General features: G+C 72.5%; 17 protein-coding genes and 1 riboswitch. Of the genes, 9 read left to right on the top strand and 8 right to left on the bottom strand.

Going from position 1 to position 22,952, the window contains the following annotated elements; all coding sequences use genetic code 11:
• Positions 1 to 1,200: 1,200 nt before the first annotated feature.
• The 3 genes from ACZ58N_RS10180 to ACZ58N_RS10170 all read right to left on the bottom strand — a co-directional run bounded on the left by ACZ58N_RS10180 (position 1,201) and on the right by ACZ58N_RS10170 (position 3,684).
• The gene (locus tag ACZ58N_RS10180) at positions 1,201 to 1,857 is read right to left on the bottom strand and encodes a hypothetical protein (protein ID WP_471157507.1); all 657 of its coding nucleotides are present in this window, start codon (positions 1,855 to 1,857) and stop codon (positions 1,201 to 1,203) included.
• A 100-nt stretch (positions 1,858 to 1,957) separates the two neighbouring features.
• The gene (locus ACZ58N_RS10175; protein ID WP_471157506.1) at positions 1,958 to 2,209 is read right to left on the bottom strand and encodes a ferredoxin; all 252 of its coding nucleotides are present in this window, start codon (positions 2,207 to 2,209) and stop codon (positions 1,958 to 1,960) included.
• Positions 2,209 to 3,684 carry an aldehyde dehydrogenase gene (locus ACZ58N_RS10170; RefSeq protein ID WP_471157505.1) on the bottom strand — a complete coding sequence of 492 codons (1,476 nt, stop codon included), beginning with the start codon at positions 3,682 to 3,684 and terminating at the stop codon, positions 2,209 to 2,211. The genes ACZ58N_RS10175 and ACZ58N_RS10170 overlap by 1 nt, the downstream gene beginning before the upstream one ends.
• 172 nt (positions 3,685 to 3,856) lie before the next feature.
• Between ACZ58N_RS10170 and ACZ58N_RS10165 the strand changes: the two genes are divergently transcribed.
• The 7 genes from ACZ58N_RS10165 to ACZ58N_RS10135 all read left to right on the top strand — a co-directional run bounded on the left by ACZ58N_RS10165 (position 3,857) and on the right by ACZ58N_RS10135 (position 11,993).
• Entirely contained in the window at positions 3,857 to 4,942 is a 1,086-nt protein-coding gene (locus tag ACZ58N_RS10165) for an MBL fold metallo-hydrolase (RefSeq protein ID WP_471157503.1), read from the top strand.
• Between the two features lie 183 nt (positions 4,943 to 5,125).
• Positions 5,126 to 5,242, top strand: a riboswitch (cobalamin riboswitch).
• A gap of 134 nt (positions 5,243 to 5,376) precedes the next feature.
• The gene (locus ACZ58N_RS10160) at positions 5,377 to 6,624 is read left to right on the top strand and encodes a prenyltransferase/squalene oxidase repeat-containing protein (RefSeq protein WP_471157502.1); all 1,248 of its coding nucleotides are present in this window, start codon (positions 5,377 to 5,379) and stop codon (positions 6,622 to 6,624) included.
• Positions 6,621 to 7,334: an SCO2322 family protein gene (locus ACZ58N_RS10155; protein ID WP_471157500.1), complete on the top strand. Its 714-nt coding sequence runs from the start codon at positions 6,621 to 6,623 to the stop codon at positions 7,332 to 7,334. Before ACZ58N_RS10160 ends, ACZ58N_RS10155 begins: the two co-directional genes overlap by 4 nt.
• Complete coding sequence (locus ACZ58N_RS10150) at positions 7,331 to 8,551, top strand: energy-coupling factor transporter transmembrane component T (RefSeq protein WP_471157499.1); 1,221 nt, start codon at positions 7,331 to 7,333, stop codon at positions 8,549 to 8,551. The genes ACZ58N_RS10155 and ACZ58N_RS10150 overlap by 4 nt, the downstream gene beginning before the upstream one ends.
• Positions 8,548 to 10,359, top strand: coding sequence for an ABC transporter ATP-binding protein (locus ACZ58N_RS10145; RefSeq protein ID WP_471157497.1), 1,812 nt, complete (start codon positions 8,548 to 8,550; stop codon positions 10,357 to 10,359). Before ACZ58N_RS10150 ends, ACZ58N_RS10145 begins: the two co-directional genes overlap by 4 nt.
• Positions 10,356 to 11,255, top strand: coding sequence for an ECF transporter S component (locus tag ACZ58N_RS10140; protein ID WP_471157496.1), 900 nt, complete (start codon positions 10,356 to 10,358; stop codon positions 11,253 to 11,255). The genes ACZ58N_RS10145 and ACZ58N_RS10140 overlap by 4 nt, the downstream gene beginning before the upstream one ends.
• 333 nt (positions 11,256 to 11,588) lie before the next feature.
• The gene (locus ACZ58N_RS10135) at positions 11,589 to 11,993 is read left to right on the top strand and encodes an aggregation-promoting factor C-terminal-like domain-containing protein (protein ID WP_471157495.1); all 405 of its coding nucleotides are present in this window, start codon (positions 11,589 to 11,591) and stop codon (positions 11,991 to 11,993) included.
• 146 nt (positions 11,994 to 12,139) lie between these two features.
• On the opposite strand, the gene ACZ58N_RS10130 is transcribed toward ACZ58N_RS10135, so the two are convergent.
• The 4 genes from ACZ58N_RS10130 to ACZ58N_RS10115 all read right to left on the bottom strand — a co-directional run bounded on the left by ACZ58N_RS10130 (position 12,140) and on the right by ACZ58N_RS10115 (position 17,801).
• Positions 12,140 to 12,724: an exonuclease gene (locus ACZ58N_RS10130; protein ID WP_471157494.1), complete on the bottom strand. Its 585-nt coding sequence runs from the start codon at positions 12,722 to 12,724 to the stop codon at positions 12,140 to 12,142.
• A gap of 78 nt (positions 12,725 to 12,802) precedes the next feature.
• A complete protein-coding gene (locus ACZ58N_RS10125) occupies positions 12,803 to 13,054 on the bottom strand; it encodes a DUF6406 domain-containing protein (RefSeq protein WP_471157493.1) in 252 nt (83 codons plus the stop codon).
• Positions 13,054 to 14,934 (bottom strand): C2 family cysteine protease, encoded by a 1,881-nt coding sequence (locus tag ACZ58N_RS10120; RefSeq protein WP_471157491.1) that lies wholly within the window; start codon positions 14,932 to 14,934, stop codon positions 13,054 to 13,056. The genes ACZ58N_RS10125 and ACZ58N_RS10120 overlap by 1 nt, the downstream gene beginning before the upstream one ends.
• Positions 14,931 to 17,801, bottom strand: a complete 2,871-nt coding sequence (locus ACZ58N_RS10115; RefSeq protein WP_471157490.1) for an ATP-binding protein — start codon at positions 17,799 to 17,801, stop codon at positions 14,931 to 14,933. The genes ACZ58N_RS10120 and ACZ58N_RS10115 overlap by 4 nt, the downstream gene beginning before the upstream one ends.
• Before the next feature lie 786 nt (positions 17,802 to 18,587).
• Between ACZ58N_RS10115 and ACZ58N_RS10110 the strand changes: the two genes are divergently transcribed.
• Positions 18,588 to 19,643, top strand: a complete 1,056-nt coding sequence (locus ACZ58N_RS10110; RefSeq protein ID WP_471157489.1) for a M48 family metalloprotease — start codon at positions 18,588 to 18,590, stop codon at positions 19,641 to 19,643.
• Positions 19,640 to 21,556: a hypothetical protein gene (locus ACZ58N_RS10105; RefSeq protein ID WP_471157487.1), complete on the top strand. Its 1,917-nt coding sequence runs from the start codon at positions 19,640 to 19,642 to the stop codon at positions 21,554 to 21,556. The genes ACZ58N_RS10110 and ACZ58N_RS10105 overlap by 4 nt, the downstream gene beginning before the upstream one ends.
• Before the next feature lie 48 nt (positions 21,557 to 21,604).
• Here the strand turns inward: ACZ58N_RS10105 and ACZ58N_RS10100 are convergent, their stop codons facing one another.
• Complete coding sequence (locus ACZ58N_RS10100; protein WP_471157485.1) at positions 21,605 to 22,774, bottom strand: steroid 3-ketoacyl-CoA thiolase; 1,170 nt, start codon at positions 22,772 to 22,774, stop codon at positions 21,605 to 21,607.
• Positions 22,775 to 22,952 lie beyond the last annotated feature (178 nt).

The raw sequence follows: 22,952 nt of genomic DNA, 5'->3' as shown, positions 1-22,952 counted from the left end.
GTCCGTGTCGGGGAGGGTTTGGTGGTTTCCCGCCGGTCTCATCGTCTCCCCGTGTCGGGCCGGTCCCTCAAGGGCGCTCCTCCTTCGTCGTCGCGTCGCTTCGCGATGGCCTTCGGCCACCCTTGACCGACCGACCCGACACGGAAAGTCGAAGACCGACGGGAACCCCCCAAAAGAACGGTCACGGGTCAGAGGTGAACAGGGGCGGGTCCCTCAGTGACGAGACGACGGGCCGGGCGCCGGCAGATCGGGCATGCGGGGAGGTCACAGCCCCTCTCCACACCCGACAGACGGCCCATGGGCCCCTACCCGCCCGTCAGGACGAAAAAGTCGGCATGAGGCGCAGGTGGAGGGGAAGACGCGCCGGATCGTCACGGCCTTTGCTCGGTTCGGCGTCTGCGCGCCGTCTGTGGCTGGGCATGAGCCGCACCAGCTCCGGTGGGCGACCGGGCACGGCTCAGCGTCCGCCGGCCGTCTTGGGCTGGACATGAACCCGCATCAGCCCGGTTCACGGCCGGGGCCGTCTCGGCGTCCGACGACCGGCCGTGGTCAGGAACAGACACCAGCCCCAAGAGTCACCGCGTGCGGGCGTGCCCCCACGCAGGTCCACACGACCGCACACCCACAGGTTCGGTGGTGGGTTGTCCCACAAACGAGCCGCAGTCGCAGGCCTTGGCCGGCCACGGACGGTATCGGCGGCCTATGTCCGGCCACGGACAGCCTTCGGTCGCCGAACGGGCGAAGAACGCACGAACCCGGTGCGTCTTCGCCCTCTACCTGCGCCTCAGAGCGACTTCCTCGTCCTGACGAGCAGGTAGAAGCCCGTGCCCGCGCTGGTGGCCCGGCCGCGGGCTCTCCGACCTCCCCGTATGCCCGATCTGCCGGCGCCCGGCCCGTCGTCTCGTCCCTGAGGGACCCGTCCCTGCCCATCTCTGACCTGTGACCGTTCTTTTGGGGGGTTCCCGTCGGTCTTCGGCTTTCCGGGGCGGGTCGGTCGGTCAAGGGTGGCCGAAGGCCATCGCGAAGCGACGCGACGACGAAGGAGGAGCGCCCTTGAGGGACCGACCCGACACGGGGAGACGATGAGACCGGCGGGAAACCACCAAACCCTCCCCGACACGGACCAGCCGGACCCCACCACCCCCCGACCCCACCAACAGACGAACCCCGAACCACCAGCCACCCCCCACCCCCGCCCCCTCACCCGTCGTGGTGCGGTTCGCGGGTGGCTTCGTCGCGGCGGAAGGCTTCCACGCAGGTCGGGGTGGAGCGGGTCGCCCTGAGGGCGAGGAGGTCCATGAGGCCGCCGTTCGAGAGCTCAAGGGTCCACGTCCCGCTGGTCAGCCGGGTCGCCGGGACGGGGCCCCCGCGTCGCCCCGTGACCCGCCATCCGCGTTCCGCCAGGGCGGCTTCGAGGGCGGCGACGCGCGCTTCGTCGGCGGGGCCGGTGCCGGTCCAGTCCGCCGCGCAGTCGGCGCCGGCCCCGTCGGCCCGGGGCATCGAGGCGTCCCGGGGCAGGCCGACGGCTGCGGTGGCGGCCGCGAGTTCCGCCATGACCTGGGCGTGGGCGGGATCCGGGCCCGTACGGGAGGCGGCGGCGGGGGCGGCGGGTACCGGGGTGAAGTCCAGCGGGTCGGGGCCCGGGGAGCCCGTCGGGCCCCTCAGGGAGCCGAGGCCCCCGAACCCGCCGAGGGCGCCCGCCGCGACGGTACCCAGGGCCAGGCACGCCACGACCCCGGACCCGGCGACCGCGGCGGCCCTCCACCGCCCGCCCCCACGAGCCCGCGCGCTCCCACCCGCACCGCCGAACGGACCACCGCCCGCGCCGTTCCCCGCGTTCCCTCGCGTGCCGTTCATCGCGCTCCCGCTTCCCACCTGGGGCGGCACGCGTGCGCGGTGCCGCCGGACGTCACCGCGTCCGGCGGCACCGCGCAGGCTAGCCCGCGGGTGCGGCGGCCTACTCCTCGGGCGGGAAGACGGGTTCGCCCGTCGCGGCCAGGGTGATGAGGATGGCTTCCACGGGGCAGCCCTCGGCCGCCGTGAGGGTGGGTTCGTTGGCGTCCGTCTCGGGGGTGCGGGGGTGGGACTGGCGGGCCGTGTCGAGGGAGAAGCCGTCGGGGGCGTGGTTGACGCACATGCCCGAGCCGATGCAGACGCCCCGGTCGACCTCGACCTGCCAGCGGTCCCCCGTCCGGCTCAGGTCCGCCATCAGGCTCCCGTCCCGTCGGCGGGGGCGTAGCCGGCCGGAAGGTGGATCATCTTGTGCTCCAGGTACTCACCCAGGCCCTCCGGGCCGAACTCGCGCCCCACGCCGCTGTTCTTGTAGCCGCCGAAGGGACCGAGCATGTCGAGGCTGAAGGTGTTCACGTTGAAGGTGCCGGTGCGGATGCGGCGGCCGAAGTCGATGCCGTGCTCGGTGTCGGCGGTCCAGACGCTGCCGCTCAGTCCGAATTCGGAGTCGTTGGCGATCCGCGCGGCCTCCGCCTCGTCGCCGTAGGGGATCAGGCACACGACCGGGCCGAAGATCTCCTCGCGGGCGATCCGCATCGAGTTGTCGACGTCGCCGAAGAGGGTGGGCTCCACGTACCAGCCGCGTTCCAGGCCCGCCGGGCGTCCGCCGCCGGTGAGGATCTTGGCGCCCTCCTCCTGGCCGATCCGGATGTAGTCCAGGGAGCGCTGCTGCTGCCGTTGGGCGACGAGCGGGCCGAGTTGGGTCGCCGGGTCCAGCGGGTCACCGACGACGAGGGCTCCGGCCGCCGCGGCGAGCGCGTCGGCGATCTCGTCGTAGCGGGCACGCGGGGCGAGGACGCGGGTCTGGGCCACGCAGGCCTGACCGTTGTTCATCCAGGCGGCCGGGACGATCCCGGCGATGGTGGTCTCCAGGTCGGCGTCGGGCAGGATCACCGCGGCGGACTTGCCGCCCAGTTCCAGCGTGACGCGGGTGAGGTTGCGGGCGGCGACCTCCATCACCCGGCGGCCGGCGGCGACGGAGCCGGTGAAGGCGACCTTGTCGATGCCGGGGTGGCCGACGAGGTATTCGCTGACCTCGCGGTCCGCGGGCAGGATCGACAGGACCCCCTCGGGGAGGCCGGCCTCCCGGGCGATGTCGGCCAGGATGTAGGAGTCGAGCGGGGCTTCCGGGGAGGGCTTGAGGATCACCGTCGAGCCGGTGAGCAGAGCGGGCGCGAGCTTGGCGGCGGCCACGAACTGGGGGACGTTCCAGGGGATGACGGCGGCGACGACGCCGACGGGTTCGCGGCGCACGAGGATGGGGCCGAGCACGCCCTGGCGGTGTTCCTCGTAGGGGAAGGCGCGGGCGACGGTGATGGCGGCGTCGTAGACCATCATCGGGCCGAGGGCCTGGGCGAGGACGCTCCAGGAGTAGGGGGATCCGTTCTGGGAGCTGATGGAGCGGGCGATCTCCTCGTGGCGGACGGCGATGGCGTCCTTGATGCGGGTGACGACGGCGATCCGCTCGTCGAGGGTCATGCGGGGCCAGGGGCCTTCGTCGAAGGCCTTGCGGGCGACGGCGACGGCGCGGTCGACGTCGGCGCGGGAGGCGTGCGGAACGCTGCCGATGACCTGCTCGGTGTGGGGGGATACGACGCGCAGGGTGTCGGTGCCCAGCGGATCGGTCCATTCGCCGCCGATGAACAGTTGTCCGTGTTCCACGAGCTCGGTCATGGCTGAGGCCTCCTGGGGCTTGGCGTTCCCGAACTGATACCAGTTCTAGTTAGAGGAGTCCACGGCCCGGACGGAACAGAAGGGAAGATCCAACGACTGGTCAGGAAGCCCCGATGATGGTCGACTTGGGCTACTACTGGAACGAGTTCTCGTCAGCGGACAGGGGAGCCTCATGTCGCAGGACACCTCAAGGGACACGTCGGGGGACACCTCGGGGCACGACGCGCGGGTGACCGACCACGGCGGGGGCGTCCGGGGCATCAAGGTCCCGATCCCCGACAACCCGCTCGGGCACACCCTCGTCCACGTCGTCGACACCGACCGGGGTCCCGTTCTCGTCGACACCGGCTGGGACGACCCCGCTTCCTGGGACGCCCTGACCGCCGGGCTCGGCGCGCTCGGACTCGACGTCTCCGACGTGCACGGCGTGGTCATCACCCACCACCACCCCGACCACCACGGCCTGTCCGGCCAGGTACGGGAGGCCTCGGGCGCCTGGATCGCGATGCACGCGGCCGACACCGAGGTCGTCGTGCGGACCCGCTCCGCGGAGCCCGGCGTCTGGTTCGACTACATGAGCGAGAAGCTGGCCGCCGCCGGCGCCCCCGAGGAACACGTCGCCCCGCTGCGCGCCGCCCGCGCGAGCGGCCGGCTGCGGACACTGCCCGGGCTGCGGGCCGCCGTTCCCGACCGGGAGATCGTCCCCGGCGAGCTGCTGCCCCTGCCCGGGCGCCGACTGCGGGCGATCTGGACCCCCGGACACACCCCCGGCCACGTCTGCCTCCACCTGGAGGAGCAGCATCCGGCGAACCTCCCCGGCAACGGCCGACTCTTCTCCGGCGACCACCTGCTGCCCGGCATCTCCCCGCACATCGGCCTGTACGAGGATCCCTCCGACGAGCGGGTCACCGATCCCCTCGGCGACTACCTCGACTCCCTCGAACGCATCGGCCGGCTGGACCCCGCCGAGGTGCTCCCCGCCCACCAGCACGCCTTCACCGACGCACCCCGTCGCGTCCGGGAGCTCCTCGACCACCACGAGGAACGGCTGACCGGACTGTGGCGGCTGCTCGCCGAGCCGCTGACCCCGTGGGCGCTGGCCGTGAGGATGGAGTGGAACCGCCCGTGGGAGCAGATTCCGTACGGTTCCCGCAACATCGCCGTCTCGGAAGCGGAGGCGCACCTGCGACGGCTGGTCAAACAGGGCCGGGCGGAGGCCGTTCCGGGCACCGACCCGGTGACGTACCGGGCGGTGTGAGCGACGCGGACCCGGCGGACCCCTGGCCGTGCGAGCGACGCCGACCCGGCGGGCCCCGGGCCGTATGAGCGACGCGGACCCGGCGGACCCCTGGCCGTGCGACCGATCCGGTCGGGCCCCGCCGGTCCGCGGCCCGCCGCCCGCGGGTCCCCGCCCCCATCGCCCGACGGCCGGTGCCCCCGGGCCCGGCTGTTACGGGCCGGTAGAGTGGAGGCGTCGTCCACATCTCCGTACGGGGGGAAGCCGGTGCGAATCCGGCGCTGACCCGCAACCGTGACCCGCCCGCGCGGGAAGCCGGAATGCCCCGTACCGGAGGTGCGCGGCTCGTGCCGCCGGGTCCTCCGGCGGCCGGCACCGTCGAGGTAAACGGAGCCGGAGCCCGGTACCCGCGTGTGCCTGTCTCCGTTCCCCAGTACGAGAGGCACCCGCCCCCCATGAACGTCCGCCGCAGCGCTGCCGCGCTCGCCGCCTCCGCCGTGCTCTGCGTGGGTGCCGCCCCCGCAGCCCTCGCCGACACCGCGTCGCCGTCCCCGTCGGCGCCCCCCGTCATCCCGTCGGGCCTGTTCGGCAAGGCCGACCCGACGTACGACGGTGTGTGGCGCCAGTCCATCGCGCTGCTCGCCCAGCGGACGGCCGGCGTCGATCCGTCCCCCGAGGCCGTGCGGTGGCTCGTCGCCCAGCAGTGCGCCGACGGCGGCTTCGCCTCCTTCCGCGCCGACGCCGCCAAGGCCTGCGACCCGACGACCATGCTCGACACCAATGCCACCGCCGTGGCCGTGCAGGCGCTGAAGACCCTCGGCGGCCAGGACGCCACCGTGAAGAAGGCGGTGGACTGGCTGAAGTCCGTCCAGAACGAGGACGGCGGCTGGAGCTACGTGCCGGGCTCGCCCAGCGAGGGCAGCTCCACCTCCCTGGTGATCAGCTCGCTGGCCGTCGCGGGCGAGAAGCCCGCCGACATCAAGTCGAAGGCCGGCAAGTCCGCCTACGACGGTCTGCTCTCCTTCCAGCTGGGCTGCGCCACCGAGCCGGCCGCCGACCGGGGCGCCTTCGGGTACCAGCCGGCCGACGGCAAGCTCGCCGCGAACGCCGACGCCACGGCCGCCGCCGCGCTGGCCGGACTCGGCAAGGGCATCGTCGTCGAGCCCGCCACCACGGACACCCCCGCCGCCGCACTGGCCTGCCCGACCGGTGCCACGGACCCGGCCGGCGCCGCCCAGGGCGCGGCCGGCTACCTCGCCGAGGCCCTGAAGAAGGACGGCCGGCTGACGGCCGTCACCCCGGGCGCCGACCAGCCGACCCCCGACACCGGCAACACCGCCGACGCCGTGATCGCCCTGGCCGCGGCCGGGCACCGGCAGTCGGCCGCCGGCGCGCTGGAGTGGCTCAAGGGCAACTCCGCCGAGTGGTCCAAGGGCAACCCGGCCGCACTCGCCACCCTGATCCTCGCCGCGCACGCCACCGGCACCGACCCGAAGGCCTTCGGCGGCACCGACCTGGTGTCGGCGCTGAACGCCACGGGCCCGGCGCCGCAGGCGTCGAAGACGGACGCGACGAAGGTCGAGACCAAGGACGACGAGGGGTCCGGCAACCAGAACATCTGGTGGATCGTCGGTGCGGGCGCCGCAGCCGGCATGGGCATCGGCATCCTGCTGAGCGGTCGCCGCAAGAAGAACCAGCTGTGAGCCGCCGCCGTCCGCCGGCGCTCGCCGGCGTGGTCCTGGGAATCCTCGGCCTGGTCCTCACCCTGTTCGCCGCCTCCCCGGCCGTGGCGGCGAGCTACCGCTACTGGTCGTTCTGGGACGGCGCGGACGCCAAGTGGGCCTACGCCACCCAGGGCCCGTCGACGGCCCGCCCGGCGGACGGCGCCGTGATCGGCTTCCGTTTCTCCGTGAGCAAGGACGCGGCCGCCGAGGCCGCGCAGCCCCGCGCGGCCGCCGACTTCGCGGCTGTCTGCGCGGACACCGCCCCGGCCGCCGGGAAGAAGCGGGTGGCGCTGGTCATCGACTTCGGCGTGCCCGAGGACGCCCCCGCCGGTGAACGCCTCCCGCAGGACGCCCCGCGCACCGCCTGCGCCCGGGTGGCCCCGGCGGCCACGGCCGCGGAGGCGCTTGCCGAGGTTGCGAAGCCGCTGCGCTACAACGGCGCGGCCATGCTGTGCGGGATCTCCGGCTATCCCCGGACGGGCTGCGGCGAGCCCGTCACCGACTCCGGGTCCGGTTCGACGGCGCCCGCGCCACCGACGGCTTCCGGCACTCCGGCCGAACCGACCCGGCCCCCGGCGGCCGGCCCCGCACAGGACTCCGGCCCCTCCGTCGGGCTGATCGCCGGCATCGCGGCCATCGCGGCCCTGGCGGCGGCCGGCGTCTGGCAGTCCCGCCGCCGCAGGCGATGACGGGCCGCCCGGACGCACCCGCCCCCCACGGTCCCGCGGCCGACGACGCTCCCCCGGTCCGGCCCGGTGCCGGGTCGCGGGTGGGTGGGCCGCGCGGGGCCACGTACGAGAAGGGCGGGCTCCTACGGGCCCCCGAGGCCGGCCGGGGCAACGCCCTGCACGCGGGCGCCTGGTGGTTGTGGGCCCTGGGCCTCGCCACCGCCGCCTCCCGGACCACGAACCCGCTGCTGCTCGGGATGATCGTCGGCGTCGCCGGGTACGTGGTGGCCGCGCGCCGCACCGACGCGCCCTGGGCCCGTTCCTACGGGGCGTTCGTCAAGCTCGGCCTGTTCGTCATCGGCCTGCGCCTGGTCTTCTCCATGCTGCTCGGCTCCCCCATCCCCGGGGCGCACCTCCTGTTCACCCTGCCGGAGGTGCCGCTGCCCGCCTGGGCACAGGGCATCCGCTTCGGCGGGCGGGTCACCGCCGAACAGCTGGTGTTCGCGCTCTACGACGGCGCGAAGCTGGCGACGCTGCTGATCTGCGTCGGCGCCGCGAACGCGCTCGCGAACCCGGCGCGGCTGCTGAAGTCGCTGCCGGCCGCGCTGTACGAGGCGGGCGTCGCCGTGGTCGTCGCGATGACGTTCGCGCCGAACATGGTCGCCGACGTGGTCCGGCTGCGGACCGCCCGCCGGTTGCGCGGGCGACCCACCGGCGGGGTGCGGGCCGTCCTCCAGATCGGTCTGCCGGTGCTGGAAGGCGCGCTGGAGCGGTCGGTGGCCGTCGCCGCCTCGATGGACGCGCGCGGCTACGGCCGCACCGCGCAGGTCCCGCCGGCCGTCCGGCACACCACCAACGTGCTCACCCTGGGCGGGCTGCTCGGCATGTGCGCGGGCACCTACGGTCTGCTCGCCGCCGAGGGCGCCGCGTACGGGCTGCCCGTGCTCGGCATCGGCCTGGTCCTGGCCCTCGCCGGGCTGCGGCTCGGTGGCCGCCGCAGCATCCGTACCCGCTACCGGCCCGACCGGTGGGGGGTGCGGGCCTGGCTCGTCGCCGGTTCGGGGGCGGCCGTCGCGGCCCTGCTGATCCACGCGGGCTCGGTCGATCCGGAGGGCCTGCGGCCGGGCGTGGTGCCGCTGGTGTGGCCGACGCTCCCGCTGTGGCCCGCCGCGGCGATCCTGATCGGCCTGCTTCCCGCCTTCGTGGCACCCGTACCGTCCAAGGAGTCCTCCCGGTGATCCGCTTCGAGCAGGTGTCGGTGACGTACGAGGGTGCCGGGCGGCCGTGTCTGCGGAACGCCGACTTCGTCGTCCCCGAGGGCGAGCTGACGCTCCTGGTCGGCCCGTCGGGCGTCGGCAAGTCGACCCTGCTGGGCGCGGTGTCGGGCCTGGTCCCGCACTTCACGGGCGGGCGACTGGCCGGACGGGTGACGGTCGCGGGCCGCGACACGCGGACCCACAAGCCGCGCGAGCTCGCGGACGTGGTGGGCACCGTCGGCCAGGACCCCCTCGCCCACTTCGTGACGGACGTGGTGGAGGACGAGCTGGCGTACGGGATGGAGTCGCTGGGCCTGCCACCTGCCGTGATGCGGCGCCGGGTCGAGGAGACCCTGGACCTGCTGGGCCTCAACGAACTCCGCGACCGCCCCATCGCCACCCTCTCCGGCGGACAGCAGCAGCGGGTCGCGATCGGCTCGGTCCTGACGCCGCACCCGCGGGTCCTGGTCCTGGACGAACCGACGTCGGCCCTGGACCCGGCCGCCGCGGAGGAGGTCCTGGCCGTCCTGCAACGCCTGGTCCACGACCTGGGGACGACCGTGCTGATGGCGGAGCACCGCCTGGAGCGGGTCGTCCAGTACGCCGACCGCGTACTGCTGCTCCCGTCGCCGGGCGCGGCCCCCGTGCTCGGCACGCCGACGGAGATCATGGCCGTCTCCCCCGTGCATCCGCCCGTGGTCGCCCTCGGCCGGCTCGCCGGCTGGTCCCCGCTCCCGCTGTCGGTCCGCGACGCCCGCCGGCTGGCCCCGCCCCTGCGGACCCGGCTGGCAGGTGCGGACGCCCCCGCCGACCCGGCTCCCGGCCTGCCGATCCCGGTCGGGACCGGTGCGGCGGCGGCTCCCGAGGCGGTCGACGCGCCCCGCACGGCGGAGATTTCCGGCGTCCGACGGTTGCTGGGTCGACTCCGCCGGCGGGACCGCCCTGGTTCGGCTTCGGCTTCGGCTTCCGACGGTGGGGGCGTTGCCGCGGGCGGGCCGGCAGCGGTCGTCGGCGGGCTCGGTGTCCGGCGCGGACGGGTCGAGGTGCTGCGCGACATCACCCTGACCGTCGCACCCGGCGAGACCGTCGCCCTCATGGGCCGCAACGGCGCCGGCAAGTCGACCCTGCTCGCGGCCCTCGTCGGCACGCTCCCCCCGTCCTCCGGCTCCGTCACGGTCGGCGGCCTCGCCCCGCACCGCACCCCGCCGGGCGAAATGGTGCGGCGGGTGGGACTCGTACCGCAGGAACCGCGCGACCTCCTCTACGCGGACACCGTCGCCGCCGAATGCGCCGCCGCCGACGGTGACGCGGGAGCAGCGCCGGGAACCTGCCGCGACCTGGTGAGCGCCCTGCTGCCCGACGTACCCGACGACACCCACCCGCGGGACCTGTCCGAGGGCCAGCGTCTGACCCTCGCCCTGGCCCTGGTCCTCACGGGCCGCCCCGCCCTGCTCCTGCTGGACGAACCCACCCGGGGCCTGGACTACGCCGCCAAGGCCCGCTTGGTCGGCCTGCTGCGTGAGCTCGCCGACCGGGGCCACGCCATCGTGCTGGCCACCCACGACGTCGAACTCGCCGCCGATCTGGCCCACCGGGTCGTGATCCTGGCGGGCGGCGAGGTCGTCGCGGACGGCCCGACCGCCGAGGTCGTGGTGTCCTCGCCCGCGTTCGCCCCGCAAGTGGCGAAGATCCTGGCCCCCGGCCACTGGCTCACCGTCGCCCAGGTCTCGGCGGCCCTGGACGCGGTCGCCCCCGACGTCGCCCCGCGGGACGGGGGGCGGACGCCGTGACCCGCCCCGCGCCGACACGGCCCACCGCGAGCCGTCCCGCCTCGAACCGTCCCGTCCGCGTCGGCCCCCGTGCCGCCGCCGCGCTGGTCCTCGTCACCCTCATCGGCATCGCCGCCTTCGGCTGGCCCCTGCTCGCGGACCGCCAGTCCGGCCTGGCGCACTCGCAGGACGCACCCTGGCTCTTCGCCGCCCTGCTCCCGCTCCTCGTGGCCGTCGTGGTCGCGACCATCGCCGATCAGGGCATGGACGCCAAGGCCGTCGCGATGCTGGGCGTCCTGGCCGCCGTCGGGGCGGCGCTCAGACCCCTGGGCGCCGGCACGGCGGGCCTGGAGCCCATGTTCTTCCTGATGGTGCTCAGCGGCCGGGTGCTCGGTCCCGGCTTCGGCTTCGTACTGGGCTCCGTCACGATGTTCGCGTCCGCCCTGCTCACGGGAGGCGTGGGGCCGTGGATGCCGTTCCAGATGCTGGCCCTGGGCTGGTTCTCGTTGGGTGCCGGGCTGTTGCCCGGCGCCGTGCGGATCAGGGGGCGGGCCGAGCTGGCGATGCTCGCGGCGTACGGGTTCCTCGGCTCGTTCGCGTACGGCACGATCATGAACCTGCAGGGCTGGGTGATCCTGCAGGGAATGGGCCAGGGCATCTCGTTCCATCCCGGGGATCCCGTCCCGGAGAATCTCGCCCGCTTCCTCGCGTACTGCCTGGCGACCTCGGTGGGCTGGGACCTGGGCCGTGCCGTACTGACCGTCGTCCTCACCCTCACCCTGGGCGCCACCCTGCTGAAGGCCCTGCGCCGGGCCACACGGAAAGCGGCCTTCGATCCCCCCGTCTCCTTCGAATCCGCCGCGATCCGGACGCTCGACCGGACCCCTCGAAGGGGTACGGACCGCGACACGGAGTGAGATCCGGGGCGCCGCGGGGTGACTCGCCCCATAGGACCCACGTCACACACGAACGGCGGTAGTAGCCCACGGGCGACCCGATCGACCCCGCGAAACCGGCCCCCACCTGCGTCGATGCCCGCGCACCTGCTTTCGGGCACTCGGTCCCCACCTGCGAGGCCGGGTAGTAATCGGGCTCGTTGCCACGCCGCCGGGCCGTCGGTAGAACTGGATGAGTCGCCGAGCGGCCCGGGTGCTCCACCCGCCGCAGACGAACCCCTCTCCACCGCGTGAGTGGCTCACGCACGCCTTCGGCGTGCGGCGACCGCCCTGTCCCCGTCGAAAGGTGCATCCGTGTCCCACACCGTCATCCGCCGCATCGCCGCCTCGAAGAAGGCCCTCGCGGGCACCGTCGTCGCCCTCGGCGTCGCCGGCTCCATGCTCGCCACGGTCCCCGCCCAGGCGGCACCCACGAGCGCCAAGGCCGTCGCCCAGCAGATGATCAAGGACCCGGCACAGTTCGCGGCGTTCAACAACATCGTCTCCCGTGAAAGCGGCTGGAACCACACCGCCACCAACGCCTCCTCCGGCGCCTACGGACTCGTCCAGGCCCTCCCCGCCTCGAAGATGTCCTCCGCCGGCTCCGACTGGAAGACCAACCCCGCCACCCAGATCAAGTGGGGCCTGGACTACATGAACTCCCGCTACGGCAGCCCCGTCGGCGCCTGGAACTTCTGGCAGACCCACCACTGGTACTGAGCCACCGGACTGGTACTGAGCCACCGGCGGAACCCAGGACACGTACGAACGCACGAACGCATGCACGCTCGGCCGAACTCCCGGCTGGGCGTTTTTGCGTATCCGGACCCGCTCCACCGTCCGCGACCGCCGCCCGCTCGGGCGCGTCAGCCTTTCCAGCGCATGAGGTTCTGGAACAGCTCGCCCTGCTCGATCGCGTCGTCCAGCGCGTTGTGCGTGTGGGGCCGCGTGGACAGCAGGTGACTCGGCATCGACCGCTTCGTCGCGTCGCGCAGCGGCACGTCGGCCTTCGCCGCGTACAGCGTCTTGAGGTCCATGCAGCGGGAGTGCCCGAACGGGGAGCCGGAGTCGGCGAACCTCATGAAGTACCAGTAGATCCACATCCAGTCGTAGCCCAGCGGGTAGGCGACGAACACGGGAGTGGCGGACAGCTCCTCGGACACCGCGGTGAGCCAGGCGGCCGCCGCGTTCATGGCCTCGGCCGGATCCCGGCCCTCCCGCACCAGCCCGTCCCGGTCCAGGCCGCTGACCGCCATGGCTTCCGGGTCGAAGGCGTCACTGATCGGCTTCAGCTCGGCGTAGAAGGTCCGCTCGCCGACGTCGACCGCCCGGAACCCGCCCGCGTCACGCACCCCCGCGACCGCCAGCCCGAAGCTCGACATCGAGAACGGCCCGGGAATCGCCCCGTCGGCCTCCACGTCCGCCGACACGTAAAACTCTGCTCTCGCCATCGCCCTCTCTCCATCCTTGGCATAGCGCGCCACAGCGACAATCGCACCGGTCCCGCGGTCTCCCGCGAGGCCTCCGCGCTACTGCACCTTTCGGACGACGACCAGAAGGCCGGCGTCGGGGAACTCGTCGAGCCGGTCCAATGACCAACTATCGCTCCGGGCGGTGAAAACATCTCCGATCTCAAGAACATGTTCACGCTCGGCATCGGCAACAACGAAGAGGGAAACCGAGATGGGCCCCTCGTCCGGTACACGGACATGCCTCACCACGAAAGTCACGTCCCCCAGTTCGAAGGGGATTCCCTGCCGCAGCCTGATTTCATTGACCATCAGATCGACTCCAACGCACTGTAGCGATTCTTTACGTACTTCTTGAAATCCGAAACGGAAAGCACCTCGGGGTCAAGCATGTTGTGCGGGTTGCGCATGTGAATCCCACCCTGCTCGTCCACCTCGGTCACTTCGTAGGCGTGACCTGAGAAAAGCCCGTGCGGAAGAGGAGATTCCGACTTGCCTCGGTGGATTGTACCCACCAGCACAGGGCTCCCTTCCGCCAACTTCCCCCGGAAGATATCAAGCAACTGCTTGTCCGGACTGCGCCCATTCATGTCGTACTGGCCAGGAAAATCCTCAGTGTATGCAGGAACACCGGTCAGTTGGGTGAGAAGTTCCGCCCGATTTCCGGGACGACTCCCGGCGTCAAGCCTCTGGTACCCGGAAGAGGCGGATCGACGGCTCTCATCGGCCTGATCGACTCCCGCGATCGCCTTCTCCAGAACAGGTCCCCACGCCACTCCGCCCGCCGGTTTCGCGTAGGCCGGCTGATCAGGTGTCGCGTAGAACACCGGAAGTTCTGGAGTGACGGTCAGCACGGTGCGCTTCCCCGTCGGCTCGAAGTGGGCCCAGTCCCCGTCGAAGGTGCGTTTCGTCTGGTGCAGGCTCACTTCGTACGTACCGTCGCCGTTCTCCTTGATGCATCCGGCGATCGCTTCGGGGCGGTGCCCGGCCACCGCCCCCATCGTGGCGATGATGCCGCAGTCGTTGAGGGATCCCTGTTTCGTCTGCTCGCGGGTGGGCGGGCCGTCGAAGAGGGGGGTGCGATTGCCGTCGGGACCGTCCAAGGGGGATCCGTAGCGGTAGAGGACCGTGTTCTCCTCAGGAATCGCGAAGTCGTTGAAGGCCGGTCGGTCGACCGTGACGTATTTGTCCTCGGCCTGGTCGGTCGGTTCCTTGCGCGGGGAGACCACGTCGCGCATCCGCCCCAGAACGTCTCCGAAGGAGGCAGTCTCCGGCTCCCCCGACTCCTCCGACGACTCACCATCCACGTGAGCGCGGACCACAAGCGGATCGGACTCGTCGGCTTGCTCGGACGCGGGTTCCAAGTGGGGCGTGTCGCCGTCCGGACCACCTTCGGACGCGGAAGATGCGTCGTGCTCGGCGGGTTTCGCCTGCCCAACCGACTCGTCGACACCGTCAACGGCGGAAGACGCTTCGACTTCGGAAGAGTCCAACTCGGCTTCGGCCTTCGGTTCGCTGAACGAATCCACCTGCTCCCCAGCGGCGTTGTCACTCGCCGGGCCGGTGGGCTCGTCGTCCTCATCGACCGCCGCCGGCACGGAACCGTCGTCCATGAGATCACCCTCATCACCGTCCGGGGTGCGGAGTCTCTCGCTCTCCGCACCGCCCGCGGGCGCGATGTGCTCGGCAGACTCGGTAGGTTCGAGCGGCGCCTCGGCTTCGTCGGGCACTTCGGTGGCGGAAGGGTCTTCGACTTCGTGTATGCGCGATTCGGCTGTGACCTCCTCGGCCGCCCCGTCCTCCCCCGAATCGACGTGTTCCTCGGGCTCCTCCGGGTCCTGCGCCTCCTCCAGTTCCTCGGGCTCGTCCACCTCCTCCGGTTCCTCGGGGTCGGCCGGCTCTTCCGATTCCTCCACGCCCTCGCTCGCTGCGGGGGCCTCCGCGCCCTCGGGTTCCTCGGCAGTCTCCGGGTTCACCCCTTCCTCCGGGCCCCCCGGCTCCTCCGGTTCGGCTTCGTCGTCCGTCGACGGGGCATCGGAGGCGGCGACGGTTTCGGCGCTTTCGCCGGTCTCCGCCGCCGCTTCCGTCGCCTCCGGCGCCTCCTGGGGTTCGCCGACCGGCTCCGGTTCCGGGAGGTCCGGCGGCGGAGGCGGCTGTGGGGCGTCCGAGGGTGCCGTGTCGAGCTCGCTCATATCGTGTCCCCCGTGGACGGTTCGGGCACGGCCGCCTTGCGCGGCCTGCGTTCGAAGCACTTGAGTGCGGCGGCGAACCGCTTCGACCAGTCCTCCGACGGGTCCGCGCAGCCGACGGTGCGCTCCAGGACGGACGGCGTCCCGCGCCCGTGGTAGTACTGCCGGGTCTTCGTCCCCTTGCGGGCCTTCCAGCGTGGCTCGGCGACCGGGCACGGGTCGTGGCCGTCGAGTTGGGCCCGCATCATCGCGGCGACGTGCCCGGCCAGTGCCCCCGGTGAGCCGGGCGCTCCGACGCGGCTGTGCACGGCCCGGTCCACCGCCTGGCCGATGGCGCACTCCACCAGGCGCCGCCCCTCGGTCCGGTACGGCTCCAGCGAACGGCGCATCGCCTCTCCCGGCAGCGGTGTCACCCAGCCCAACAGGTGCGACGCCACGGCCATTTCGGCCCAGAGCGTGATGCGGAGTTCGGCCTCGTCGGTCAGTCGTTCCGCGGTGCGCAGCTGTCGGAGCGTGCACGGCGCGGTCGAGCAGCCCTCGCCGCACGCGCCGCTGCGCGCGGCGACCATCGGGGCCGGGGACGCCGGGCGGATGGCCGCGGCGTCCTCGCGCGCCGTGCCGTCCTCCATGCGGACCAGCAGGGGATAGTCCATGCCGTCGGTGAACACCGCGGCCTCACCGGGCTTGAGGGTGACCAGGTACTCCGACTGCGCCTCGGTGATGTTCATCGTCGCGCCGACGGCCTCGCGGTCGTCCTGTGCGGGGAGCCGGTGGACGACCTTGGCGGCCGTGTTCTTGATGACGTCGGGGACGAGTTTGGCCGGGATCTGGTCGGCGATCACCAGACCCTCCCCGTACGCGCGGATCTCGGCGAGCAGCCCCGCGAACATTTCCACGGCGTGCGCGCTCGCCCCGCCGTCCTCCGAGCGGCGCAGCAGTCGGTGGGCTTCCTCGAAGACGGTCAGGTGCCGCAGGGGGAAGGAGATCCGGCGGGTCGTGCGCTGTTCCATCCGCAGGTACTCGACGAGCCGGATGAGGATGGTCCCCATCAGGAAGGCCTTGTCCTTGTCGTCGCCGACGTCCTCGATCTCGAAGACGACGTTGCGGCTGAGCAGTTCGCCGAAGTCGATGGGGTGGCCGCCCTCCAGGAACCGGCCCGTGGTGCCGAGCCGCAGGCTGGCGAGGCGGATCTTGATGAAGCCCTGGACGTTGTCGGTGATCTCCTTGCCGTAGCCGATCTCCGCGACGATCTTGAGGGCCGTGTGTTCCAGGTCCTCCAGCGTCGGGTAGCGGGGCTCGGTGCCTGCGTGCCTCGGTTCGCCGAGGGTCAGGTCCCAGCCGAGGTCCTCGTAGCAGCGGGTGAGAGCGGCGCTCAGTACCTGCGGGAAGGGCTCCTGCGGGTCGAAGGAGGCCAGGAAGAGGGCGCGGACCATGTCGAGGTGCGTTTGCAGGGGGAAGCGTTCGCCGTTCGCAAAGACGGACGGCTCCAGCGGGTTCAGGCCCGCGGGGAGGGCGTCGCGGTCACCGGGCTTGATGACGATGACCTCGTGCGCGTCGCCCAGACGGGCCGACATGAACCGGTACTCCGCCTTGGCCGGTTCGACGACCAGCCAGGGCAGGCCCTCCCGGGTGGCCGCTTCGAGCAGGCCGCGCACGGTCTGGGACTTGCCGCCGCCGGTCGCCCCGCAGACGAAGGTGTGCCGGTTGAGCGTGGAGCGCGGCAGGTCCAGGGCGCCGACGGGGCCGCGGTTGCGGTCCAGGATCGTGCCGAGTCGGATCGGCCCGGCTCCGGGCTCGGCGGGACGGGCCGTGCCGTGTTCCGGGGTCACGTCGAAGTCGGGGCGCAGGCCGAACCGTACGCCGGGCACCTCGTGGGCCGGGGGCCGGGCCAGGGCGGCGAGCAGTTCCGAACTCCCGTGGAACGGGGTGCTCCCGGCTTCCGGGAGGTGGCGGCCGTCGGGGTCGCCCGTCAGCACGGTGGGGAGGTCGCCCACCTGTCCGGTCGGCTTGAGCGCGTACGGGAGCCCTTCGAGGTCGGCGGACGCGCAGACGAGGGCGGCCACCCGTTGGGCGTCCTCGGGCGTCCGGCCGCCCGCCAGGAGGCGGATGCGCCACAGGCCGGTGGCCGCGGCCTTGGCCAGTTCCTTGTGTCGGCGCTCCAACCGGGCCGATTCCAGGGCGTATTCGGGCGAGCCCGCCGCTTTGGACTGGGCCCGGCGCTGCCGGTCCGCGGCGTCGCCGGTGAGTTCCTCCAGGTCGTCCGGCAGGACGGGGTCCGCCAGCACCAGCCAGGCGAAGGCGTCCTGCCACACGCCGAGGAGGCAGTCCTCCAGGGTGGGACGCAGTCGGGGCGCCCCTTGGTCCCGGGGTTCGTCGTCGACGAGGAGTCCGTCGGCGACGCCGGCGACGGCCGTCCAGTGGGCGAAGTGCGCCAGCGTGCCGGCGATGGCGCCCGGGGGCCGTCGTCGTGCGCGGGCTCCGGCGGGCAGCCGGAGCAGGGCGGTCCCGGGGTCGGTGGCGTCGTCGCCACCGGCCAGGGAGGCGCCGCCGAGGAAGACGTCCAGGGGGTGGGCCGCCGAGGGCCGGGACCAGCCGAGGAGGACGCCGCCCCGGCCCGGGTCGTGCGGGTCGCGGGCGTGGAAGGCGGAGACCAGGGCCGCGTACCGGTGTCCGCGCAGGTCGTCGTCGGGTCCGGAGGGGTGGGCCGCGTCGGGCCGGCGGCGCGGCACCTCGACCAGGGCGTAGGTGGGCATGCTCAGCAGGCGGTGCCACACCTCGCCGTCCCCGGCCCGGTCGTGCTCGTGCGGCGTCGTCGACACAGTCGCCCCCCAGTCGATCGGTCTCGTGGGCAGCATCCTAGAGTCGATCAAGAGGAGTTTCCTCATCCTTGCGCGAAGGTGGTCCAGTACGCGGAAGTGAACTGGACGCCGCGTCACGGGTGATGCAGCATGTCTCGCTTACAGGCCGATGAATGACTCTCCGCTTCGGCGGATTCGGGGGCGAGTCGAATCACTGGGGGTGCCCCGTGGATCGTCTGCCGGGTCGGCATCTGTCCAACTGTTTCGATACCAGCGCCATTTGCGCGCCTTGCACCAACAGGGCGGACTTCCTTGAACCAACCCGTCGATCCTCGACAACCGCAGAACCTTCCGGGTGGCGGCGAATCCGGCACGCCGAACCCTCCCCAGGCGCCGCCGCAGCCGTACGGGCAGCAGCAGCCGGCGCCTCAGGGGTGGCCTGCCCACCCGCCGCAGGACCGACCGTACCCGCCGGCTCCCGCGGCACAGGCCCCGGGCCAACCGGCCGCTCCTCCGACGTACCCGGCCGCTCCTCCGGCATATCCGGCGGCACCTCCCGCGTACCCCGCGGCGCCTTCGGCACACCCGGCCGCGCCGCCGCACCAGCCGCCCGCCCACCCGACGGCTCCCCCGACCCAGCCGCCGGGATACCCCGCCGGGCCCCCGGCGCAGGCCGCGGGCCACCCGGCAGGCCCGCCGCAACCGCAGCAGCCGTACGCGCCCTACGGTCAGTCACCCGCGTCCGGCACCTTCGGGGCGCTGCCCACCCCGGGCTTCCAGGGCACCGGGCACCCTCCGGCGCCCGCACCGGCGCCCGCACCGGGTCAGTACCCCGCCCCGAGCACGCCTCCCCCGCCCGTGGCACCCACGCTCGCGCACCCGCAGCCGGGTTACCCGCCGGAGTATCGGCAGCCCGGATACCCGCAGCCGGGGCAGCCGTCGATAGCCGGCGGGGTCCCCGCCCACGCACCCGCGTACGACCCGACCGCTCCGCCGCCCACGCGACGTGGCGCGGACTCCCCCTCCATCACCACGCTCCTGCTCAACCTGCCGCTGTTCGGCGGCAGTTTTCTGATCATCTGGCTCATCTCCCGGATGATGCCGCCGGGTCTGGACCTCCTGTTCATCGGCGCGTGGCTCGCGTCCGGCGCGCTGATGTTCCACCGCCCGACCGAACGCGCCCTGGCACGCATCCTGTTCAAGGTCCGCGAACCCACGGCGGCCGAGCTGGCCAAGCTCCGGCCGCTCTGGGAGAGCGTCACCCGGCAGGCCGGGGTCGATGGTGCGGGCTACGACCTGTGGGTCGAGGACAGCGACCAGGTCAACGCGTTCGCCGCCGCGGGCCACATCGTCAGCGTGACGCGCAAGTCGCTGAACGGACTGCCGCCGGACCAGCTCGCCGCGGTCCTCGCCCACGAGTTGGGGCACCACGTCGGCGGCCACGCCTGGTCCGGACTGCTCGGCGTCTGGTACGCGTTCCCGGCCCGGATCGTGATGTACGTCGTGAAGTTCGTCGTGACGTTCGTCTTCCTGATCGCCGCACAGATCGCCTGCCTCGGCGCGCTGCTCTTCGCCGTCCTCGTCGGCGCGGTGGCCATCACCCTGGCCTCCGTCTTCCCGCCCGCGCTGGCCCTGTTCGCGGTCCCGTTCCTGCTCGCCTGGGCGGGGCGGCTCGGTGAGTTGCGGGCCGACCGGTTCGCGGCGGAGATCGGCTACGGACCGCTGCTGCTGGCCACCCTGACCGGTTGGCACGATCAGGGCCACGACGACGAGCGCCGCGGGCAGCGCCTGACGGCCCGGCTGATGGCCACGCACCCGCCGTTGGTCCAGCGCATCCGCGCCCTGGAACCGTTCGTGGTCGGCCCCACCGGGCCGGGCGGCCCCACCGCACCCACCGGAGGTCCGGTCGCATGACGTCCCCGCTGACCGACACCGACGCGAAAGCCCCGACCGGTCCGCCGGGAGCCGAGCCCGGGGCGTCCCTGCCCGAGCACTTCCTTCGGCTCTTCGCCCCCGGACAGCGGCTGGGATGGACCTATCGCGACCCGGAGTCGCTGCGGACGCCCTTCCCCGAGCCGGAGCCGCACCGCCATCCCGTACCCGTGGCGTTCCAGAACCGGGCGCACGCCGCCCGGCTGGCCCACGAGTCGCGCAAGGCCTCCGTCACCAAGGCCGGCGGCGGGATCGTCCTGTTCCTCCTGCTGCTGACCGTCATGGCGGGCGCGGCCATGGCCGTACTGGCCGTGATGGCCGCGGCGGTGTGCCTGGCCCTGGTCGTCCACTCCGGACGGACGGCGACCACGGCCGGCACACAGCTGGAGGCCAAGCACGCCGAACTGGAGCAGCACTTCCAGTACGCCTGGCACGACTGGCACCGGCGCGGAACGCAGCACGCCGCGGCGCAGGACGCGTGGGTGAACGGCCACGACGCGTGGGGCGCGCTCCCGGCGGGTCCGAACACCCGGCGCCTGGACCTCTTCGGTGGCAGCCAGCGCAGCCGGGAGGGGTTCCTCACGGTCTTCGGTGCCTCGACGCTCCAGCAGCAGCCGCTGATCGTCCTCGACCTGACACAGGCCCTGATCTGCCAGGAGTTGGCCTCGCTGGCCGAGCTCGCCGATGTCCCCGTCGACGTCCAGTTGTTGCCGAGCCGGATGTCCGAGAGCGGGATCGTGAGCGGCCTGACGCCGTCGGAGCTGGTCGACAGCCTGGTCGAGGCCGTGTACGCGGACGGTTCCGAGGCCAACAGGACCGGTCGCGCCCTCGACACCAGGATCCTCCAGCAGCTGTGCGGGGCCCTCGGGGACGACGTCACTCCGGCTCGTCTCGGTGCGGGTCTGCGAGCACTGATGGGTGAGATCGACGACACCGGGGCCCTCACGCGGGCGGAACGCAACCGCATCGCGGACGACCTGGTGGGCGACAAGAACAAGGACCAGATGCGGGACAGCCTGCTGCGGCTCGCCTCCCTCCTGCACCCCTTGGAACGCCTCGGCGCCGAGCGGGCCGGGCGCGGGCCGGGTTACCTCACCTGCATCGCGCTGGACTTCGTCACCGGATCGGCCAGTAGCGAAATGCTGGCCGACCTGGCGGTGCAGAGCGTCACCCGACGCCTGGCCACCTTCCCGGAGACGGCGCCGTCGGTGGTCATCGCGCTCGGGGAGCAGGGAATCCAGCGGCGCTACCTGGAGCAGTTGGCCGGAATCTGCGAGCGGCGGGGCGCGCAGCTCACGGTCCTGCACCCGCACTTGCGCGAAAGCTCGCAGGACGTCATCGGCGGTGGCACGGTCGGGTTCATGAGGCTGGGCAACCACCAGGAGGCCGGGATCGCGGCGGACTTCCTGGGCCGCCAGTACTCGTTCGTCCTGCACTCGCTGACGGACACGGAGGGCACGACGATCAGCACCTCGCTCGCCAAGACCGTCGGGTCGTCGGTGAGCAAGGGCACCACGTACAGCGAGTCGGTGTCCCGGGGGTCGAACTGGGGCAGCAGCAGCTCCTACGACAGCGGGCCGAACCCGTTCGCGTCCAGCAGTTCCAGCAGTTCCGGCGGCAGTTACAGCGAGACGACCGGGACGTCGACGAGTACGACGTACTCGACGAACGAGTCGACCTCGCACACGACCAGTGAGGGCACCAACACCAGCTACGCCCAGGGTCGGCAACGCGTGTACGAGTACGCGGTCGAGCCGACGCAGCTCCAGGCGCTGGCCGACTTCAGCCTGCTCCTGGTCGACCGGAAGCCGGACGGTTCGGTGGCGGTGCGGGCTGCGGATTGCAATCCGAACATCGTCCTGCTGGACCGGGTCAGCACCCGACCGCTGCCGTGACGGGGCGGTGGGGCGGGGCCGAAGCGCCCCACCCCACCCCCCACGAATTCAGAGCCGTTGGATGATCGTGCCCGTGGCCAGCGCGCCGCCCGCGCACATGGTGATCAGCGCGAACTCCTTGTCGCGTCGTTCCAGTTCGTGCAGCGCCGTGGTGATCAGGCGGGCGCCGGTCGCGCCGACGGGGTGGCCGAGCGCGATCCCGCCGCCGTTGACGTTGACCTTCTCCAGGTCCTGGTCGAAGACCCGGGCCCAGCTGAGGACCACGGAGGCGAAGGCCTCGTTGATCTCGACGAGGTCGATGTCCTTGAGGGACATGCCGGCCTTGCCCAGTACGGCCCGCGTGGCGTCGATGGGTCCGTCGAGGTGGAAGTGCGGGTCGGATCCGACGAGGGCCTGGGCGACGATGCGGGCCCGCGGGCGCAGTTTGAGCGCGCGCGCCATCTTGCGGGAGGCCCACATCACGGCGGCGGCGCCGTCGGAGATCTGCGAGGAGTTCCCGGCGGTGTGCACGGCCGTCGGCATGACCGGCTTGAGCCGGGCGAGGGCCTCCATGCTGGTGTCGCGCAGGCCCTCGTCCCGGTCGACGAGGCGCCACATGCCCTGTCCGGCCGCCTGTTCCGCCTCGGTGGTGGGCACCTGAACGGCGAAGGTCTCGCGCTTGAAGCGCTCCTCGGCCCAGGCGGTGGCGGCCCGTTCCTGGGAGAGCAGGCCCAGCGCGTCGACGTCCTCGCGGGTCAGGCCCCGGTGACGGGCGATGCGTTCGGCGGCCTCGAACTGGTTCGGGAGGTCGACGTTCCATTCGTCGGGGAACGGCTTGCCCGGGCCGTGCTTGGAGCCGGATCCCAGCGGCACGCGGCTCATGGCCTCGACCCCGCAGGCGATGCCGACGTCGATGACCCCACCGGAGATCATGTTGGCGACCATGTGGTTGGCCTGCTGGGAGCTGCCGCACTGACAGTCCACCGTGGTCGCGGCGGTCTCGTACGGGAGGCCCATGGCGAGCCACGCGTTGCGTGTCGGGTTCATCGACTGCTCGCCGGCGTGGGTGACGGTGCCGCCGACGACCTGCTCGACGCAGTCGGGCTGGATGGTGGTTCGGGCGAGCAGTTCGCGGTAGGTCTCGCCGAGGAGGTAGGCGGGATGGAGGTTGGCCAGCGCGCCCCCGCGTTTCCCGATGGGGGTGCGTACGGCTTCGACGATGACGGGTTCCGCGGCCATGAGCTCGTCCTCTCCTGCACAGCGCCAGCGCGGCGGGCCGTCCCGGCGCCCCGCCCGAACTAGTACGCGTTCTAGTTCTCCCCCGCAGTCTTATGACCCGGACCCCGGCACGCAAGGGTCTTGCACGCGGCTTACACGGATTCCACACGCAACAGGTGGCGTTCCGGCCCTTGCCTCT

This window comes from Streptomyces sp. NPDC040432 (assembly GCF_055595445.1).
This window is presented reverse-complemented; position numbering and strand designations above follow the sequence as displayed.

Bases quoted from the DNA above. Each gene is read 5' to 3' on its own strand.
- ACZ58N_RS10100 (WP_471157485.1), bottom strand. From the start codon at position 22,774: ATGGCCGCGGAACCCGTCATCGTCGAAGCCGTACGCACCCCCATCGGG.
- ACZ58N_RS10160 (WP_471157502.1), top strand. From the start codon at position 5,377: ATGAACGTCCGCCGCAGCGCTGCCGCGCTCGCCGCCTCCGCCGTGCTC.
- ACZ58N_RS10130 (WP_471157494.1), bottom strand. From the start codon at position 12,724: ATGGCGAGAGCAGAGTTTTACGTGTCGGCGGACGTGGAGGCCGACGGG.
- ACZ58N_RS10180 (WP_471157507.1), bottom strand. From the start codon at position 1,857: ATGAACGGCACGCGAGGGAACGCGGGGAACGGCGCGGGCGGTGGTCCG.
- ACZ58N_RS10105 (WP_471157487.1), top strand. From the start codon at position 19,640: ATGACGTCCCCGCTGACCGACACCGACGCGAAAGCCCCGACCGGTCCG.
- ACZ58N_RS10175 (WP_471157506.1), bottom strand. From the start codon at position 2,209: ATGGCGGACCTGAGCCGGACGGGGGACCGCTGGCAGGTCGAGGTCGAC.
- ACZ58N_RS10165 (WP_471157503.1), top strand. From the start codon at position 3,857: ATGTCGCAGGACACCTCAAGGGACACGTCGGGGGACACCTCGGGGCAC.
- ACZ58N_RS10170 (WP_471157505.1), bottom strand. From the start codon at position 3,684: ATGACCGAGCTCGTGGAACACGGACAACTGTTCATCGGCGGCGAATGG.
- ACZ58N_RS10120 (WP_471157491.1), bottom strand. From the start codon at position 14,934: ATGAGCGAGCTCGACACGGCACCCTCGGACGCCCCACAGCCGCCTCCG.
- ACZ58N_RS10125 (WP_471157493.1), bottom strand. From the start codon at position 13,054: ATGGTCAATGAAATCAGGCTGCGGCAGGGAATCCCCTTCGAACTGGGG.
- ACZ58N_RS10150 (WP_471157499.1), top strand. From the start codon at position 7,331: ATGACGGGCCGCCCGGACGCACCCGCCCCCCACGGTCCCGCGGCCGAC.